The sequence below is a fragment of the Nocardia sp. CDC160 genome, assembly GCF_035818795.1.
Classification (GTDB): Bacteria; Actinomycetota; Actinomycetes; order Mycobacteriales; family Mycobacteriaceae; genus Nocardia.
The window spans coordinates 792,560-807,186 of sequence record NZ_JAYKYT010000004.1 but is presented as its reverse complement, the minus strand read 5'-3'; the positions used below and the strand labels follow the sequence as shown (position 1 = coordinate 807,186).

The following is a 14,627-nucleotide window of genomic DNA, read 5'->3' as shown; positions in this document are numbered from 1 at the left end:
TCCGACCGAAGCCGTTGTGCGTAGTCTCATTTCAGGTTCGCGATCCCCAGGAGTGCGGCGGTGATGCCGAAATCGGGCCCGAAGTCCTGCACCTTGCCGGTGCGGCAGCCGTCCAGACGCATCTGAATGCGTTCGCAGAAGGTCGACAGGATCTCGCCGTCGAGCAGTGACTTGTCCAGCAGCCCGTGCAGGCGCAGGGTTTGGCGTTCCGTGCTGGTGGCATTGGCCAGGTTCTGGAACATGAGCGGCCCGACGTCCACGATCTCGGTGAGGCCGCGGGCATTGGCGCGCATCTGATCGGTGATCCCGACGAAGCGGGTGAGCGCCCCGGCGAGCTGATCCCGGTTCTGTCCGACCAGTGTCGCGGTATTGGTGACGAAGTCGTCGAGCTGTTGCAGGACGGCCTCGATGCCCGGGGCCTGCTGACCCATGAGGTTCACCAGCTCGGTGAGCCGCCCGCTGAAGTCGCGCACGGTCTGATCGTTCGAGGCGATGACCTGGGTGATGTCATTGAGTTTGATAATGGTGTTGGAGATCTGATCCTTGTTGGCGAAGGTCACCTCGAAAGCGGAGGACAGCGCGTCGAGTGTCTCGCGCAGCTTGTCGCCATTGCCGTTGAGCAGCGGGAACAGCACGCGGCTGGCCATGGGTCCGCTCTGATTGTCGCCCTTGAGCGCATCGCCCAACTGGGAGAAGGTGGCCAGAATGCGATCCAGCTCGACGGGAACCCTGGTGCGCTGCAACGGAATATAGGCCCCGTCGGCCAGCGTCGGACCATCACCCGCATAGGCCGGAGCCAACTCCACGTGACGATTCGTGATCAACTGTGGATTCACCAGCGCCGCAATGGCATCGGCCGGAATCTTCACACTCTTGTCCAGCGACATGGTGACCTGCACGTAACTGCCCTTGGGGGTGACGGTTTCGACCGTTCCGATCGGAACACCCAGCACCGCAACGTCATTGCCTGCATACAGCCCCGCGACATTCTCGAAATCCGCGGTCACCTTCATCCGCGCCCCCAGGTATTCCCTCGGTAGCGAGGTGAGCGAGTCAGGTAGCAGCGCGCACGCCGAGGTGAGCAGCAACGCGCCGCACAGTGCGGCGAACTTGCACAGTCTGCGAAATGTCATCACCTGCACCCCCGCACGGCCTGCGCGAAACACAGCCAGTTGTCCGGAAACAGCCACGGCGCGTACACATTTCCGTACGGCCCGTCGCCGAGCACATTGTTGAACTGCCGCAAGGTCACCGGCATGATCTGATACAGCCGGTCGAGATTGCCCTTGTTCTTCTCCAGCCCCTCGGACATGGTGTTCAGATCGGTGATGAGCGGCCCGAGCTGGTTGTTGTTCTCCAGGCCCATCTGCTGCAGCAGGCTCGACAGGGCGGCCACATTGTCGAGGAGCTGCTTCAACAGCGTCTGCCGCTGCTGCACCGCATTGCCGATGGCCTCACCGCGAGTCAACAACAGCAGCACACTGTTCTGATTATCCGAGGCCAGCTGCGAGACGGTGTCCATGCTCTTCAACAGCGTGTCCACCTCGTCGCGGCGATCATTGATCACCTTGGCCAGCGCACCCACGCTGTCGAGGGCCTGCACGGTCAGCTCGGGCGAGGTGCCCATCTGCTGATCGACCAGATCCAGGGCCTGCCGCAGCTTCTGCGGATCCAGCTTCTCGATGCGCTCGAAGGAGTTCTTGTACTGCGGATCCTGAATGACCTTGCCCAGGTTGTAGGGCACCTCGGTGTGATCGAGCTTGATCCGATCCCCGGCCAGCGATCTACCGCGCCCCGGCGTGAGATCGACGTGCAGCCGACCCAGAATGGTCGACATCTTGATGGCCGCCCGCGCGTCATCACCGAGCTTGACATCCCGATGCACTCGCATGTCCACGAGCACCTTGCCGTTGTCCAGCTTGACCGCGCTCACCTGCCCGACCTCGATGCCCGACACATCCACGGTCGCACCCGGCCGCAGCCCGGCCGCCTGGGCGAACTCGGCGTGAATCGTCTTGTCGCCCACCTGCGCCTGCTTCAGCACGGTCGATCCGACCAGCAGCAGCACCACGAACCCGGCGGCGAACAGCCCGAGCCGCAGGTACCGGTTGGCGAGGAATCCGGGCCAGCGCAGCCGCTTCATCGGCACACCTCCGAATGAGATTGGCCGCCAATCTGATTGAACAGACCCGGCGGAAGCAGCACGCCCCACAGCGAGACGTCGAGGCTGCACAGGTAGGCATTGCCGTACGCGCCATAGCCGCTGAACCGCGCGACGCCATTGAGCACGTCGGGCAGCTCGACGGCGGCCTTGTCCAGCGACGCGCCATTGAGCAGGAGCAGCGCGACACCGGCGGAGGCATCGGTCTGCGCGCGGGCGGCACCGGGCTTGACCGCGGCGATAATGTTCACCAGCGAATCCGTCGCCGTCGCAACCCGTTCCACCGAGGACTTCAAGGTCGAGCCCTGGGTGTACAGCGCCTCGGTGAGCGCCCGGGCCTGCGTGATCAGTGTCTCCAACTCATTGCTGCGATGGGCCAGCCCCGAGATGACGCCGCTGAGATTGCTCACCACCTGCCCGAGAATCTCGTCCCGCTGCCCGAAGGTCCCGGCCAGCTGCGCGGTCTGGGTCACCAGCGCGCTGAGCGACACGCCATTGCCCTGCAGGGCCTGAATCAGCGTCTCCGACAGGGAGTTCACCTGATCCGGTTGCAGCACACTGAACAATGGTTCGAAGCCCGACAGCAGCGAGGACACGTCGAACGACGGTTCGGTCCGCTCGAGCGGAATCTGATCCCCGGCCGCGAGCGGCTGCCCGGCGTCCTTACCGGGCATGAGCGCGATATACCGCTGTCCGATGAGGTTCTGGTACCGCACCAGCGCCTTGGTCGTCGTGGTCGGATGCTGATCGTCCTGGATCCGGAAGTCCACCCGCGCCCGGTACTCGTCACCGAACGAGATCTTGTCCACCCGCCCGACCCGCACCCCGGCCATCCGAATGTCATCCCCGACCCGCAGCCCGAGCACATCGGAGAACACCGCCGAATAGCTGTGTGTCCCACCGGGCACCGCCCGCTGGAGTGTGGACCAGATCGTGTAGGTCAACACGATCGCCACCACGGCGAAAAGACTGAAGCCCGCCAAGGCTTTCCCCGACTTCACGCGGCACCCCCGGCCTCGGCGGGGACCAGGGAGCCACCGGCCAACACCGGGGTGAGCAGCAGGATCTCGGCGGCCGTCGGCGTACGCCCGACCAGTGCCGCGATGGCGTCGACACCGCGCAGTCCGCCACCTTCCACTTCGGCGGCGGGAGCCGCCGCGGGCGCGGTGAGCCCGGGAATCGCGGGTAGGGCCGGAATCCCGGGAATGGTCGGAGCCGGTCCTGCCGCATCGAGACGCTGTGGCGTCAATTGCTGCGGAAACTCCTGTGCCGGAGCGGCTTCCGGCACTGTCCCGCCGCCGCAGCGCGGTCCGGCCAGATCTCCGTAGTGCGGGCAGTCCTTGGCGGTGTACTGCTGGAACGGGGTGAAGGAGACATCCATCTTCCACACCATTTGCTTCTTGGGTCCGTAGGTGAACGTGGTCTGCAACCGCTGCAGCGCCGTATTGAGATTGGCGATGGCGTAGGGGATGGCCTGCGGGTCCTGGGCCAGGCTGCCGAAGAGCTGGTTCAGGCCCGAGACCAGGAATTTGCCGGAATCGGGATTGCGGGCGAAGAGGCCGTTCACCGTGTCGACGGCCGTGCCGCCGCTGATCAGCAGATCCATCAGGGCGGCCCGCTGTTCGGTCAACGTCCGCGCGGTGGTCACCGACTTCGTCAGTGTGCCAACCAGATCCGGGGCCGACGTACTCAGTGCGGAGGCCGCGCGTCCGAGGTTGCCCAGCAGATCCCCGATGCCGTCGATGCTCCGCACCTCGGTGATCCAGTGATCGAGCCGCTCCACCGTCGACCCCGGCACCCGCGAGCCCGGATCCAGTGCCGCCGACAAGGTCGACAGCACCCGCCCCAACTTCTCCGGCTGTATGGTGTTGAGCACGGTGCGCAGCACATTGAGCGTCGTCTGCAGCTGCACCGTCGCCGAACTGGTGTCCTCGGGAATGGTCGCACCCGCCCGCAATGTGTCCCGGGTCGGCCTGGTGTCCACCAGTTCGATCGCCGTGACCCCGAAGATGTTGTTCGGAATCACCCGTGCGGCGACCGTCGCCGGAATCGTGCCCGCCACTTGGGGTTTCAGGGCGAGCGCGGCCCGCTGTCGCTCTCCTTTGGCCACCACCGTCACATCCTCGACGCGGCCCACGACCATGCCGCGGAACTTCACGTCCGCGTGCGCGGGCAGCCCGTCGCCGGTGCTGGTGAGCTCCGCGACAACCGGCACCTTCTCCTCGAAGCGGCCGTTGTAGCGCAGCGCCAGCAGATACAGCAGCAGCGCCACCGTGGCGATCAGGGCGAGTCCGGCCAGCGTGAGCTGCCGGGCCGTCGGGCCCCGTCCGCTGGGATCGAGAATCATCGAAACACCTATCCCGAAATGCGGAAGCCGGGGTCGATGCCCCAGATCGCAAGGGTCAGAAACAGATTGACGAAGACCATGACGACAATGACCATCTTGATGGCCCGCCCGGCCGCCACCCCGACGCCTTCGGGCCCGCCGGTGGCGACGTAGCCGTAGTAGCACTGGATGAATGTCGAGATCATGACGAAGAGGACGACCTTGAGCAGCGACCAGAACACGTCCGGGCCCAGCAGGAACTGGAAGAAGTAGTGGTCGTAGGTGCCCGCGGTGGTCCCGCCCAGGAACAGCACCGACAGCTTGGTGGCCAGATACGCCGTCGCCAATCCCACGCTGTAGAGCGGAATGATGGTCAGCGTGGCCGCGATCATGCGGGTGCCGATCAGATACGGAAGTGGCCGAATGGCAAGGGATTCCAGCGCGTCGATCTCCTCGGAGATGCGCATGGAACCCAGTTGCGCGGTGAACCGGCACCCGGCCTGAATGGCGAAGGCCAGGGTGGCGATGATGGGCGCGAGCTCGCGCGTGGTGGCGAAGCCGGAAATGGCACCGGTCAGCGGCGACATGGTGAGCAGGTTCAGCGCCGTGAACGACTCCATGCCCACGGTGATCCCGCCGAACCCGCACAGCGCCACGACCACGCCGATGGTGCCGCCGCCCACCACGAGTGAGCCATTGCCCCAGCCGACATCGGCGGTCAGCCGCAGCACTTCCTGTCGATAGTGCTTCAGCACGAACGGAATCGCGATGAGCACTTGGAAGAACGTGATGACCTGATGCCCGAGGCGCTGATTGGCCTCGACCGGAATCGACACCACATTCGCGGCCATCCGCACGGGTTTGAGCGCCGGGGGAGTGTAGCTACTGCTCATCCTCACACCACCTTCGTCGGCAGCAGCGTGTTGTAGAGCTGGGTGAGCACGATATTGGTGGCGAAGAGCATGAGCGCCGAACTCACCACCGCCGAGTTCACCGCATTGGCCACCCCGCCCGGCCCGCCGTGCGCGTGCAGGCCGATATCGCAGGCGATGACCGCGGTCAGCAGCCCGAAGATGGCGGCCTTGAGCACCGCGATCACCAGATCATTGGCCACCGCGAAGGACGCGAACGACCCGATGAACGAACCCGGCGTCCCCTGCTGGGCATAGACATTGAACATGTAGGCCGTCGCGAAGCCGACGAAGACGATGAATCCGCACAGCAGCATGCTCACCAGCACAGCCGCCGCGAGCCGGGGCGCGACCAGTCGGCGTACCGGATCCACGCCCATGACCATCATGGCGTCGATCTCCTCCCGAATGGTCCGGGAGCCGAGATCGGCGGTAATGGCCGACCCGACCGCGCCCGCGATCATGAGCGAGGTCACCAGCGGCGCGCCCTGGCGGATGATGCCCAACCCGGCGACCGCGCCGATGAACGTGGTCGCGCCGACCTGATTGACCAGCGCGCCCACCTGGATCGACACCACGACGGCGATCGGTATGGCCACCAGCACGGTCGGCGCGGCCGATACGCTCGTCATGAAGGCGCACTGTTTGATGAACTCCCGGTACGGGAAGCGGCGTCGCAGGATCGAAACGACCAGTTGCCGCAGCGCGTCTCGGCCCAGATCGACCTGTCGCCCAAGGGTTTCCAGCGACCGTTGCGGATGCCGCTGCCAAAGTCCGCGAACGCTGCTGGCGATGCGTTCGAGCTCGGTCGGTTCGGCGGGGGCCGAGTGCTTTTCGAGTGTCGTCATCAGGCCGTGCCCTCGAGGTAGCTCTGCAACAGCACCAGGCCGAACCCGACCACCGCGATCCCCGCCGCCACCGTGCACAGCACGGCAACCCAGAGCCCCACGCGCAGAACGGGATTGACTTTCATACGCCCACCGAGAATCTTGATCCCGATCACCAGGATGTCGATGAGCCAGACCAGGGCCATCATCTAGGTCATGCACACGTTCGAGAAGGTGAGCACCGGCCAGCACACGATGGATCCCAGGAACGAGATGATCACATCGAGGCCGTGCATCTGCTTCAGATGCGAGGTGTGCGTGAGCGTCCACACCACCCCGACCAGCCCGTAGGGGATGCCGAGAATGATGAGCGTGCCGAGAAATTCCGACACCTTCATCTCGTAGCTGAGTATGCGATCCAAGCGTCTGAGCATGCCGCCGCGCGTCCTTCCGGTCCCTGCCCGTGCCCCTGTGCACGAGCCGCCGCAGCGCAGTATGTTACTCAGCATTCTTCGAGTAGGTAGTGATTTGGGAGATCTTTCTTTGCGCAGCTCTGTGGTGCAGAATCGCTGATGACTGCAAGTATCTGCCGCCGTGGAACGGCGCTAAGTTACTATCTGTTCATCGTCAGATCGGCCCGGGAGTGGTACCCATGACAATCGCGGCAGCGCAGCCGTCCGGCGCGTCCCTCACCCTCGAACAGACTCGCATCCACATCCCCGGCGTGCACCGGCCCGACAGTAAGCGGCCGCCGAAACTCGAGGACGCGCTGGACTTCTGGCAGTTCTCCGGGGCCGCGGCGAATGTGGCCATGCAGATGGCGCGGCCCGGCGTCGGGCACGGTGTCGCCGACAGCAAGGTCGAGTCGGGCGCGCTCATGGTGCATCCGTGGAAGCGGTTGCGCACCACGGCTTCCTACCTCGCGGTGGCGATTCTCGGTACGCCCGAGGAGAAGGTCGCGTTCCGGGAGGCGGTGAATGTGGCGCACCGACAGGTGAAGTCCGAACCCGGTGCCCCGGTGAAGTACAACGCCTTCGACCGCAACCTGCAGCTGTGGGTCGCGGCCTGCCTCTACATCGGTTTCGAGGACTCCTACCAGCTGCTCAACGGCAGGATGAGTCCCGAACAGGCCGAGGCGTTCTACGCGACCGCCGCGCCGCTGGGCACCACCCTGCAGGTCACCGAGGAGATGTGGCCCAAGACCCGGGCCGAATTCGACGAATACTGGGTCGTGGCCTGCGAGCAGATCGCCGTGGACGAGAAGATCCGCGCCTTCATCGACGACCTGCTGCACCTGCGCATGATCCACTGGTACCTGCGGGTCCTCTTCGGCGGACTGCTGCGCTTCCTCACCGTCGGCTACCTGCCGCCCTACTTCCGCGACCAGATGGGCCTGACCTGGACCGCGGCCGACCAGCGCCGCTTCGAACACCTCTTTCTGTTCGTAGGCTTCGTCAATCGCTTCATCCCCAGGTTCCTGCGCACCGCGGGCACCCGCTCGATGATGGCGAACGTCCGGCGTCGTCTGAAGCGTCACAGAGCCCTGATCTGACGACGGGTCGGCTACACCTTCCGCGAATCCGCGGATCGGGCCGCGCTGGTCTCAGACACGATCGAGAAATCCGTTGCCGTAGTCGATGGTCCGGGGTTCGCGCAGCTCGTCGTTCGGGGTGAAGCGGACGGTGTCGGTGCGGTCCCAGAGTTCCATTCCGGCCATCGCGGATTGGCAATCGCGAATGCAGCGACGGACTCCGTTGCGAATTCTCGGGGGCAGGCGCAGGGCATCCATTTCGGCGGTAATGGATTGCGCGGCGCGCTGGCAATCGGTCACCCGGGTATCGATGAGACGCCGGATTTCCACGACGGATCGAGGCAGATCCATACCGCGATGATCGCGCAGTGTGGTCACCATATTGATGGTGTCCTCGGCGTCGGTTTCGATGGCCAACGAGTGTAAGTCGTTGGTCCAGCACATAATATCGGCGGTGGTGGCGATGATCTCCTGATAGGCGGGCCCGTAATAGAGGGCGTCGGGAAGTTCGGTGTGCTCGATGATTTCGGCCAGATCGACCGTCGGCAATACCGTGCACGCGTCGCGACGCAGCCGCGGGTATTCCTCCGGACTGGGGGACCGGAGCGCTTGCCGGAAGGCGTTCTCCCGGGCATGTCCGATGAGCCACAATTCCAGGTTCAAGGCGAATCTGCGTTGCCACACTTCGGAATTGCGCGGGAAGGTTCGGGTGCACAGATTGGACAGAGCTGCGATGACGGGTGGTACCGGACCGGTCACCCCGCGCTCGTGCACCACCCGCAGTGCCGCGTGGCGCAGTCGGTCGTAATCGTCGAGGCGGCCGGTGGTGATGGCCAGATTTTGCAGATCGTCGAAGATGAAGAATACGGTGATCCATTCGGCGACGAGCAGCATGTCGGCGAAAGACGCGGTGGGGCACCAATAGGCGGAGAAGCGAGCGTATCCGAGCGAATCGAATCGCCGTGCCGCGTCCTCGTCGGCCAGTAATCCGAAACGCATCGCCCAGATCTGAACTCTTTCCTGTGCTCGATCGCTCATGGAATGTTTTTGCGGCGGGAACGGAAGTGGGATCTCCAGGTGCCGCAATTCGTGTTCGTTCATAGGACACACTCGGGTTCACTCGGCCGGAGGCGGGATCCCTCCGTCGCCAGCATAACCGACATTTCGGGCGAATATCGGTGGATTCGCAAGATCTGCAGGGCTGCAATCGTTTTGGCTTTCCGTGGAGACGGGTTCGCGATGGTCGCGGGGGTATCGTGAAGGAGTTCCCGTCCCCGTCCGCAACCCCGTGCGAGCATCCGTGAACGAGGAATCCATCGGCGCGATCCGCAAGCGCGCTCTGATGTCGTTGTGGCAGTTGATCAGGCTGGTCGACGAGGACGCCGACGGCATGATCACCGGGTCGCCGTATGCCACCGCGGTGGTGGTGGAAAGGCTTCAGCAAACACCACGGCTACTGCCCGATTCGCTGGCGCGACTGGGGCTGAATGCGTTGGCGCGCATGCGGAATGGGGATGGCAGCTGGGGGAGTCCGCATGCGCCGACCGGGTATCGGACGGTGCCGACGCTGGCGGTGGTGTCCGCGTTGTCGGCGCTGCCGTCGGACGCTCCGATCGATCGGGGGTGGGTGCGGGACGCGGTGCGGGGCGGGTGTGAGTTCCTGTTCGCCGATCCGGAAGTGCTTGCGCCGGACCGACTGCCCAGTCTGGAGTCGATCGACTGCACGGTTCCTGTTCTGCTGGAGCGGGTTGCCGGACGGCCCCTATTCGAGGGCGGTCGGTACGCGATTGCACTGGACCGGGCCCGAATGACGCAGCGGGCCAATGCCGATCGCTGCGCGGGAATGCGGGCGCGAGCGGGCGAGGGTGATCGCGATGCGTGGCGCGAGTACCCGCTGGAGTTGCTCCCGACGGCACCCCGCGGTTGGCGTGCCGAAGATTCGCTGAGCGGCGGAGCGGTGGCATGCTCACCGGCCTTGACCGCCAGCGCGGTCCGCTGGCGCGGATCCGAAATACGCGGTGTCGAACGCTATCTGCGCCGCGAGGGCGTGCGCCACCAAGGACTGTGGCCCGCCCTCGCCCCCGCTACGAACTTCGAACGGGCCATGGCGGCGGCGCTTTTCGTGCGGCTGGGCTTCCCGCTGCCGCCCGGGTTCACCGCGTCGCTGAGCGCTGCGTTGCGCGCCGCGCTCGGCGCGGACGGCATGGCCTTCGCATCGGGTCTGCCGCCGGACGCGAACTCCACCGCGCTCGCGGTGTTCGTCCTGAACTCGTGGGACGACGGCGTGAATCCCGGCTGCCTGATGGCCTTTCCCGCGACCACGGCACCCATGGCGACCGCGCACCTGCTCGAGGCGCTGACCACGATTTCCCCACGCCGCACCGGCCCGGTTCGCGACCGCGAAACGGCGGCGCTGCGCACGCTCGTCGAAACCCAACACCCGGACGGTCATTGGAGCGACAGGTCGGTCGCCTCCCCGTACCTGCCCACCGCCGCCGCGGCCATGGCCCTGGCCCGCGCGATCGAGGCCGAGTTCTCCGCCGATGCGCTGCTGGCGGTTTCGCGCGCCGTCGCCTGGCTGCTCGCGACTCAGCGACCGAACGGTTCGTGGGGTGTGTGGCATTCGACGACCGAGGAGACCGCCTGCGCGGTCCACGCGCTGGGCACATGTACAAATCCCATGATCGAGCGCTTCGTGGCCACCGCGTTACGGCGTGCTCACATTTTTCTTGTCGATTCCTTCGACAGCGCAGTAACCGATTCTGTGCGAACCCCATTGTGGCACTACAAAGATCTCGGTTCGCCGCTCCGAATCGAGCGTCTGTATACATTGACAGCACTCTTGATGAGCGGTTCGCCCGTTCCGTGAGGTCATCGCCGTGGCCTTCACCGACAACCGAATACGGAACTCGTTCGAAACGTGGTTGCTGAGCGATATGTGGTGGGAAGATTACCGGCGTGGAGCAAGCCGTTTTCGGCGCTGTCGAGATCTCATCGTCCTCGACCCTTTCGCCACGTCAGGCGTTCGAGCAGTGGGAAGCCTTGATGTCGGATGCGGTCGCCCCGACGGTGATCGAACCATTGCGCCAAGGTCACTGGCATGGACAAATCACCACGACCCAATTCGACGGATTCGCCGTCTCGCGCATGCAGGCCAGTGCGCAACGGGCATTGCGGACGAAAAGGATGGTGGCACAGTCCACCGGTGAGTTCATCCTGGTGAATATCGTCCTGGAGGGGACGAATTGGACCGAGCAGGGCGGGCAGGTGGCCGAATGCAAGCCCGGCACCATCTCGTTCTTCGACAGTGGCCTACCACTGGAGAGCCGGACCACCGACAATTGCCTGTCGACGCTGGTCCGCGCGCCGCTCCAACTGGTGATGGAACATTCCGGCCTCACGCGTGAGCAACTGCCCACGGCCACCGCCGTTCCCGCGGTCGGGGCGCTCGGCGTGGTCACGAGTTTCTTCCGCGGCCTGGCCGAACTCCCGCCCGACGACATCAGCCAGGCGGTCTCGGTCTTCGGCACCGACGCCGCGGGCATGATGGCCTCGGCGCTGCTGCTGGCGACGGGCGAAACCTCACCCGCACCCTCGGATTCGCTCTACACCCGCCAGCAGGTGTTGGCCTACATCCGCAAGAACTTCACCAACCCGGATCTGACGGTCGACGAAATCGCCCACGCCTGCCTGATCTCCCGCCGCACCCTCTACCGAGTCTGCGAGGGCTTCGGCGAACCGGGGGCCATCGTCCGCCGCACCCGCATCGCCCACGCCCGCCGCCTCATCCGGGCCGACCCCTCCCGCTCTCTGGCCGCGGTGGCCGCCGCCTCCGGCTTCTCCACCGACCGCCACTTCTACCGAGCCTTCCGCGAGGAAACCGGCCTCACCCCCGGCCAATTCCGCGACCAACTCGGCCCCCGGGGCCGCGGGCGGTAGGGTGGTGGGCTCGTTGTGGGAGTGAGGGCCGCGAAGGGAATTCGCGGAGAGGGGGATCGGGGTCGTGGAGTTGCCCGCGTGGTCGAGGCAGGACGGGGCCGGGGTGCGGTTCGAGTGGGGGATCACGGGGGCGCGAGCGCTCGGGCCGGGGTGCGCCGCGATCGTGGTCGTCGACGTGCTGTCGTTCACCACCTCGGTGTCGGTTGCGATGGACGCCGGGACGTGCGTGTATCCCTACCCGGCGCGTGACCGGACGGCCGCGGACTTCGCGGCCGCACACGATGCCCGACTGGCGGTCGGGCGCAGTGCGATGACCGCCGAACAGCCGTGGTCACTGTCCCCGGCGGCGCTGCGGCGTGCGCCCGTGCCGGAGCGGCTGGTCCTGCCCTCACCGAACGGGTCGGCCATTTCGGCTGCGGTCGATGGTGTTCCGGTGATCGCGGCGTGTTTGAGGAACGCCTCGGCGGTCGGGGCATGGATTGCGAAGCACGGGTGGGGGACCTCGGACCGGCCGGTCGGTGTCATCGCCGCGGGTGAGCACTGGCCCGGGCAGGATGTGCTGCGGCCCGCGATCGAAGACCTGGTGGGCGCGGGAGCCGTCATCGCGGTGCTCGCCGACCACGGTGTCGGGGCGCTGTCGTCGGAGGCCATGATCGCGCGCAACGCCTACACCGGCATTGCCGATGTGCCCGGCTTGATCACCGACTGCGCTTCCGGTCGGGAACTGACGGCCATCGGATTCGGCGAAGACGTCGCCATCGCGATCGAAATCGACGGCAGCGCAGTGGTTCCCGTATTGACCGACGGTGTGTTCAGCGACGCGGCGGCGTAGTCAACCTCGAAACCCATGGGCTCAGGCCAGGTACATCAGCGCGATTCCGGCGGTCACGGCGCAGGTGGCGACTATGCGGGGTGCGCCGAAACTTTCCTTGAACCACAGGGTTCCGATCAGTGCGCCCACGATGATGCTCGACTCGCGCAGTGCGGCGACGTCGGCGAGGTCGGCTCGGGTCTGGGCCCACAGGATGATGCCGTAGGCGAGCACGCTGCACAGGCCGCCGGTGAGGCCGAGGAGCCAGAACGGGCGCAGGTCGGTCAGTAGGGCGCGGCGGCGTTGGGTCAGGGCGGCGAGGGGGACGCCGAATTCGCCGAGGAGCATGAGCCAGCCGATGTAACCGAGTGTGCTGTGGGACAGGCGAACTCCGACACCGTCGACGGTGGTGTAGGAGGCGATCATCAGGCCGGTGGCGAGGGCGGCGTAGATCGCGGTGGGGCGGGCCGGGTGGGCGCGGTAGCCCCAGCCGACCAGGCAGGCCAGGCCGGTCGAGATCAGGAGAACGCCAGAAATCTGCCCGGCGCTGGGCAATTCGCCCAGGAACACGGCCGCCGCGAGGGTGACCACCAGCGGCGAGGTGCCGCGAGCCAGCGGGTAGGTCTGACTCAGGTCGCCGAGCCGATAGGACGCCATCAGCAAACCGTTGTAGGCCAGGTGCAGGGCGGCGGATGCGCCGAGGAAGATCCAGCTGCGCGGATCCGGAATCGGTGCCAGGCAGACCAGCGGGATGCCGCCGATCATGCTGCCGAGATTCACCAGGGTGAAGGCGACGGTCTTGTCGGGAATCTTGTGCGCGATGGCATTCCAGCTCGCGTGCAGCACGGCCGCGAAAAGTGTTCCCACCAGGACGATTACGGGCATGTGCCTCGGGCTCTCGGTCGGCCGCACCGGCACCGGCGCAGGCGGAAGGGAGTCCTCCAGGCTTTTGTCCCTTTAGATGTCGGCACTTCCGGCGGAAGCACCGAGGCGCAGCTCGGACCAGTCCGCATTCGCCTGATTATGGTGTCGCTCTGACGGCGGTGCGCGGAACCCTATACGCGATCGATATCCAACCTAGCAGGTGTCCCGGGCCACTGAACTGGCCCGTTTAGGATGGTCGACATGCTGGAGGTCAGACAGCTGAAGATTTTCCAGGCGGTCGCGCGGACCGGCTCGTATTCGGCCGCGGCCCGGCATCTCGGCTATACCCAGCCCGCGATCAGCCAGCAGATCAAGGCCATGGAGCGTCAGCTCGGCACCGCGCTGGTGTCGCGTTCGGGGCATCAACTCCAGCTCACCGAGGCCGGTGAGGCGCTGCGCCGCCATGCCGCCACGGTGCTCGGCAGTCTCGACGCCGCCGAGGCCGAGATCCGCGCGCTGACCGAATTGCGGGCGGGCACGGTGCGGTTGGCCGCGTTTCCCAGTGCGATGTCGACGCTGGTGCCCAAGACCATCGCGCGTGTCCGCGCCGCCGAACCCGAGCTGCGGATCGCGCTGGTGGAGGCCGAACCGCCGGAGGCGGTGGCCATGCTGCGGGCGGGGGAGTGCGAGATCTCGCTCATGTTCGACTACCCGGACGGCGGGGTGCCTGACTCCGAAAGCTCTTGCGACGCGGCCAGTCCCGATCTGTCCGAGCTGAGTGTGCGGCCGATGTTCACCGACCGGCTGCGCGTGTTGCTGCCGCCGGGGCACGAGCTGGCGGGCGGCTATCGGATGAGTCCGCTGCAGCTGTCGGAGCTGGCGCACGAGAAGTGGATTGCCGGATGCCCGCAATGTCGCGGCTACCTCATCGATGTCTGCGGGGAGGCCGGATTCCACCCGGACATCTCGTTCGCCACCGAGAATCTCGGTGCCGTCGTCGGCCTGGTGTCCGAGGGATTGGGCGTCGCGCTGGCCACCGAACTCGCCATCGCCGGTATCCCGGCCGTGGGCTCGGTGCGGTCGGTGGCGGTGGAACCCGCGATGCAGCGGCGCATTCTCGCCGTCACCCTGCCCAAACTGGAGAAGGTGCCCGCGGTGCGCGCGGTCATCGACGAACTCCAGGCGACCGTGCCGCTCGTCGAGACGGCCGTCACAGGGTAGGGCCCGACCATTATCGGGAGTTTCACCCCCTATTAC

The 14,627-nt window shown here is 65.9% G+C and carries 15 protein-coding genes; 5 read left to right on the top strand and 10 right to left on the bottom strand.

The genetic code is table 11. The features are described from left to right. Nucleotides 1–26: 26 nt before the first annotated feature. The 8 genes from VMT40_RS25015 to VMT40_RS24980 are packed head-to-tail and all read right to left on the bottom strand — an operon-like array spanning nt 27 to nt 6,659. Nucleotides 27–1,133: an MCE family protein gene (locus tag VMT40_RS25015; RefSeq protein ID WP_326361186.1), complete on the bottom strand. Its 1,107-nt coding sequence runs from the start codon at nt 1,131–1,133 to the stop codon at nt 27–29. Then, a complete protein-coding gene (locus VMT40_RS25010) occupies nt 1,133–2,143 on the bottom strand; it encodes an MlaD family protein (protein WP_326361184.1) in 1,011 nt (336 codons plus the stop codon). Before VMT40_RS25010 ends, VMT40_RS25015 begins: the two co-directional genes overlap by 1 nt. Continuing rightward, complete coding sequence (locus tag VMT40_RS25005; RefSeq protein WP_326361183.1) at nt 2,140–3,162, bottom strand: MlaD family protein; 1,023 nt, start codon at nt 3,160–3,162, stop codon at nt 2,140–2,142. Before VMT40_RS25005 ends, VMT40_RS25010 begins: the two co-directional genes overlap by 4 nt. Next, a complete protein-coding gene (locus VMT40_RS25000; RefSeq protein ID WP_326361182.1) occupies nt 3,159–4,508 on the bottom strand; it encodes an MlaD family protein in 1,350 nt (449 codons plus the stop codon). Before VMT40_RS25000 ends, VMT40_RS25005 begins: the two co-directional genes overlap by 4 nt. An 8-nt stretch (nt 4,509–4,516) precedes the next feature. Next, on the bottom strand, nt 4,517–5,380 hold the full coding sequence (locus VMT40_RS24995) for an ABC transporter permease (RefSeq protein WP_326361181.1): 864 nt from the start codon (nt 5,378–5,380) through the stop codon (nt 4,517–4,519). Between the two features lie 2 nt (nt 5,381–5,382). Next, nucleotides 5,383–6,246 (bottom strand): MlaE family ABC transporter permease, encoded by an 864-nt coding sequence (locus tag VMT40_RS24990; protein ID WP_326361180.1) that lies wholly within the window; start codon nt 6,244–6,246, stop codon nt 5,383–5,385. Then, the gene (locus VMT40_RS24985) at nt 6,246–6,434 is read right to left on the bottom strand and encodes a hypothetical protein (RefSeq protein WP_326361179.1); all 189 of its coding nucleotides are present in this window, start codon (nt 6,432–6,434) and stop codon (nt 6,246–6,248) included. Before VMT40_RS24985 ends, VMT40_RS24990 begins: the two co-directional genes overlap by 1 nt. Further along, entirely contained in the window at nt 6,435–6,659 is a 225-nt protein-coding gene (locus VMT40_RS24980) for a hypothetical protein (RefSeq protein ID WP_326361178.1), read from the bottom strand. Between the two features lie 218 nt (nt 6,660–6,877). Here VMT40_RS24980 and VMT40_RS24975 point away from each other — a divergent pair, with 218 nt between their 5' ends. Further along, on the top strand, nt 6,878–7,777 hold the full coding sequence (locus VMT40_RS24975) for an oxygenase MpaB family protein (protein ID WP_326361176.1): 900 nt from the start codon (nt 6,878–6,880) through the stop codon (nt 7,775–7,777). Nucleotides 7,778–7,828: 51 nt separating this feature from the next. Here VMT40_RS24975 and VMT40_RS24970 read toward each other — a convergent pair whose 3' ends face one another. Then, the gene (locus VMT40_RS24970) at nt 7,829–8,794 is read right to left on the bottom strand and encodes a terpene synthase family protein (protein ID WP_326361175.1); all 966 of its coding nucleotides are present in this window, start codon (nt 8,792–8,794) and stop codon (nt 7,829–7,831) included. 262 nt (nt 8,795–9,056) lie between these two features. On the opposite strand from VMT40_RS24970, the gene VMT40_RS24965 reads away from it, so the two are divergent. From VMT40_RS24965 to VMT40_RS24955, 3 genes are all read left to right on the top strand, one after another. Then, on the top strand, nt 9,057–10,625 hold the full coding sequence (locus tag VMT40_RS24965; RefSeq protein WP_326361174.1) for a hypothetical protein: 1,569 nt from the start codon (nt 9,057–9,059) through the stop codon (nt 10,623–10,625). A gap of 89 nt (nt 10,626–10,714) precedes the next feature. Continuing rightward, nucleotides 10,715–11,695 carry an AraC family transcriptional regulator gene (locus VMT40_RS24960; RefSeq protein WP_326361173.1) on the top strand — a complete coding sequence of 327 codons (981 nt, stop codon included), beginning with the start codon at nt 10,715–10,717 and terminating at the stop codon, nt 11,693–11,695. Nucleotides 11,696–11,759: 64 nt separating this feature from the next. Next, nucleotides 11,760–12,527 carry a 2-phosphosulfolactate phosphatase gene (locus VMT40_RS24955; RefSeq protein WP_442790041.1) on the top strand — a complete coding sequence of 256 codons (768 nt, stop codon included), beginning with the start codon at nt 11,760–11,762 and terminating at the stop codon, nt 12,525–12,527. Nucleotides 12,528–12,548: 21 nt separating this feature from the next. Here the strand turns inward: VMT40_RS24955 and VMT40_RS24950 are convergent, their stop codons facing one another. After that, nucleotides 12,549–13,391, bottom strand: a complete 843-nt coding sequence (locus VMT40_RS24950) for a DMT family transporter (protein ID WP_326361172.1) — start codon at nt 13,389–13,391, stop codon at nt 12,549–12,551. A gap of 240 nt (nt 13,392–13,631) precedes the next feature. Between VMT40_RS24950 and VMT40_RS24945 the strand changes: the two genes are divergently transcribed. Beyond that, complete coding sequence (locus VMT40_RS24945; RefSeq protein ID WP_326361171.1) at nt 13,632–14,591, top strand: LysR family transcriptional regulator; 960 nt, start codon at nt 13,632–13,634, stop codon at nt 14,589–14,591. Nucleotides 14,592–14,627 lie beyond the last annotated feature (36 nt).

What these genes read in the sequence shown, in the direction of transcription:
- VMT40_RS25015 (WP_326361186.1), bottom strand. Translation starts at nt 1,133, where the DNA reads ATGACATTTCGCAGACTGTGCAAGTTCGCCGCACTGTGCGGCGCGTTG.
- VMT40_RS25010 (WP_326361184.1), bottom strand. Translation starts at nt 2,143, where the DNA reads ATGAAGCGGCTGCGCTGGCCCGGATTCCTCGCCAACCGGTACCTGCGG.
- VMT40_RS25000 (WP_326361182.1), bottom strand. Translation starts at nt 4,508, where the DNA reads ATGATTCTCGATCCCAGCGGACGGGGCCCGACGGCCCGGCAGCTCACG.
- VMT40_RS24995 (WP_326361181.1), bottom strand. Translation starts at nt 5,380, where the DNA reads ATGAGCAGTAGCTACACTCCCCCGGCGCTCAAACCCGTGCGGATGGCC.
- VMT40_RS24990 (WP_326361180.1), bottom strand. Translation starts at nt 6,246, where the DNA reads ATGACGACACTCGAAAAGCACTCGGCCCCCGCCGAACCGACCGAGCTC.
- VMT40_RS24985 (WP_326361179.1), bottom strand. Translation starts at nt 6,434, where the DNA reads ATGATGGCCCTGGTCTGGCTCATCGACATCCTGGTGATCGGGATCAAG.
- VMT40_RS24980 (WP_326361178.1), bottom strand. Translation starts at nt 6,659, where the DNA reads ATGCTCAGACGCTTGGATCGCATACTCAGCTACGAGATGAAGGTGTCG.
- VMT40_RS24975 (WP_326361176.1), top strand. Translation starts at nt 6,878, where the DNA reads ATGACAATCGCGGCAGCGCAGCCGTCCGGCGCGTCCCTCACCCTCGAA.
- VMT40_RS24970 (WP_326361175.1), bottom strand. Translation starts at nt 8,794, where the DNA reads ATGAGCGATCGAGCACAGGAAAGAGTTCAGATCTGGGCGATGCGTTTC.
- VMT40_RS24950 (WP_326361172.1), bottom strand. Translation starts at nt 13,391, where the DNA reads ATGCCCGTAATCGTCCTGGTGGGAACACTTTTCGCGGCCGTGCTGCAC.
- VMT40_RS24945 (WP_326361171.1), top strand. Translation starts at nt 13,632, where the DNA reads ATGCTGGAGGTCAGACAGCTGAAGATTTTCCAGGCGGTCGCGCGGACC.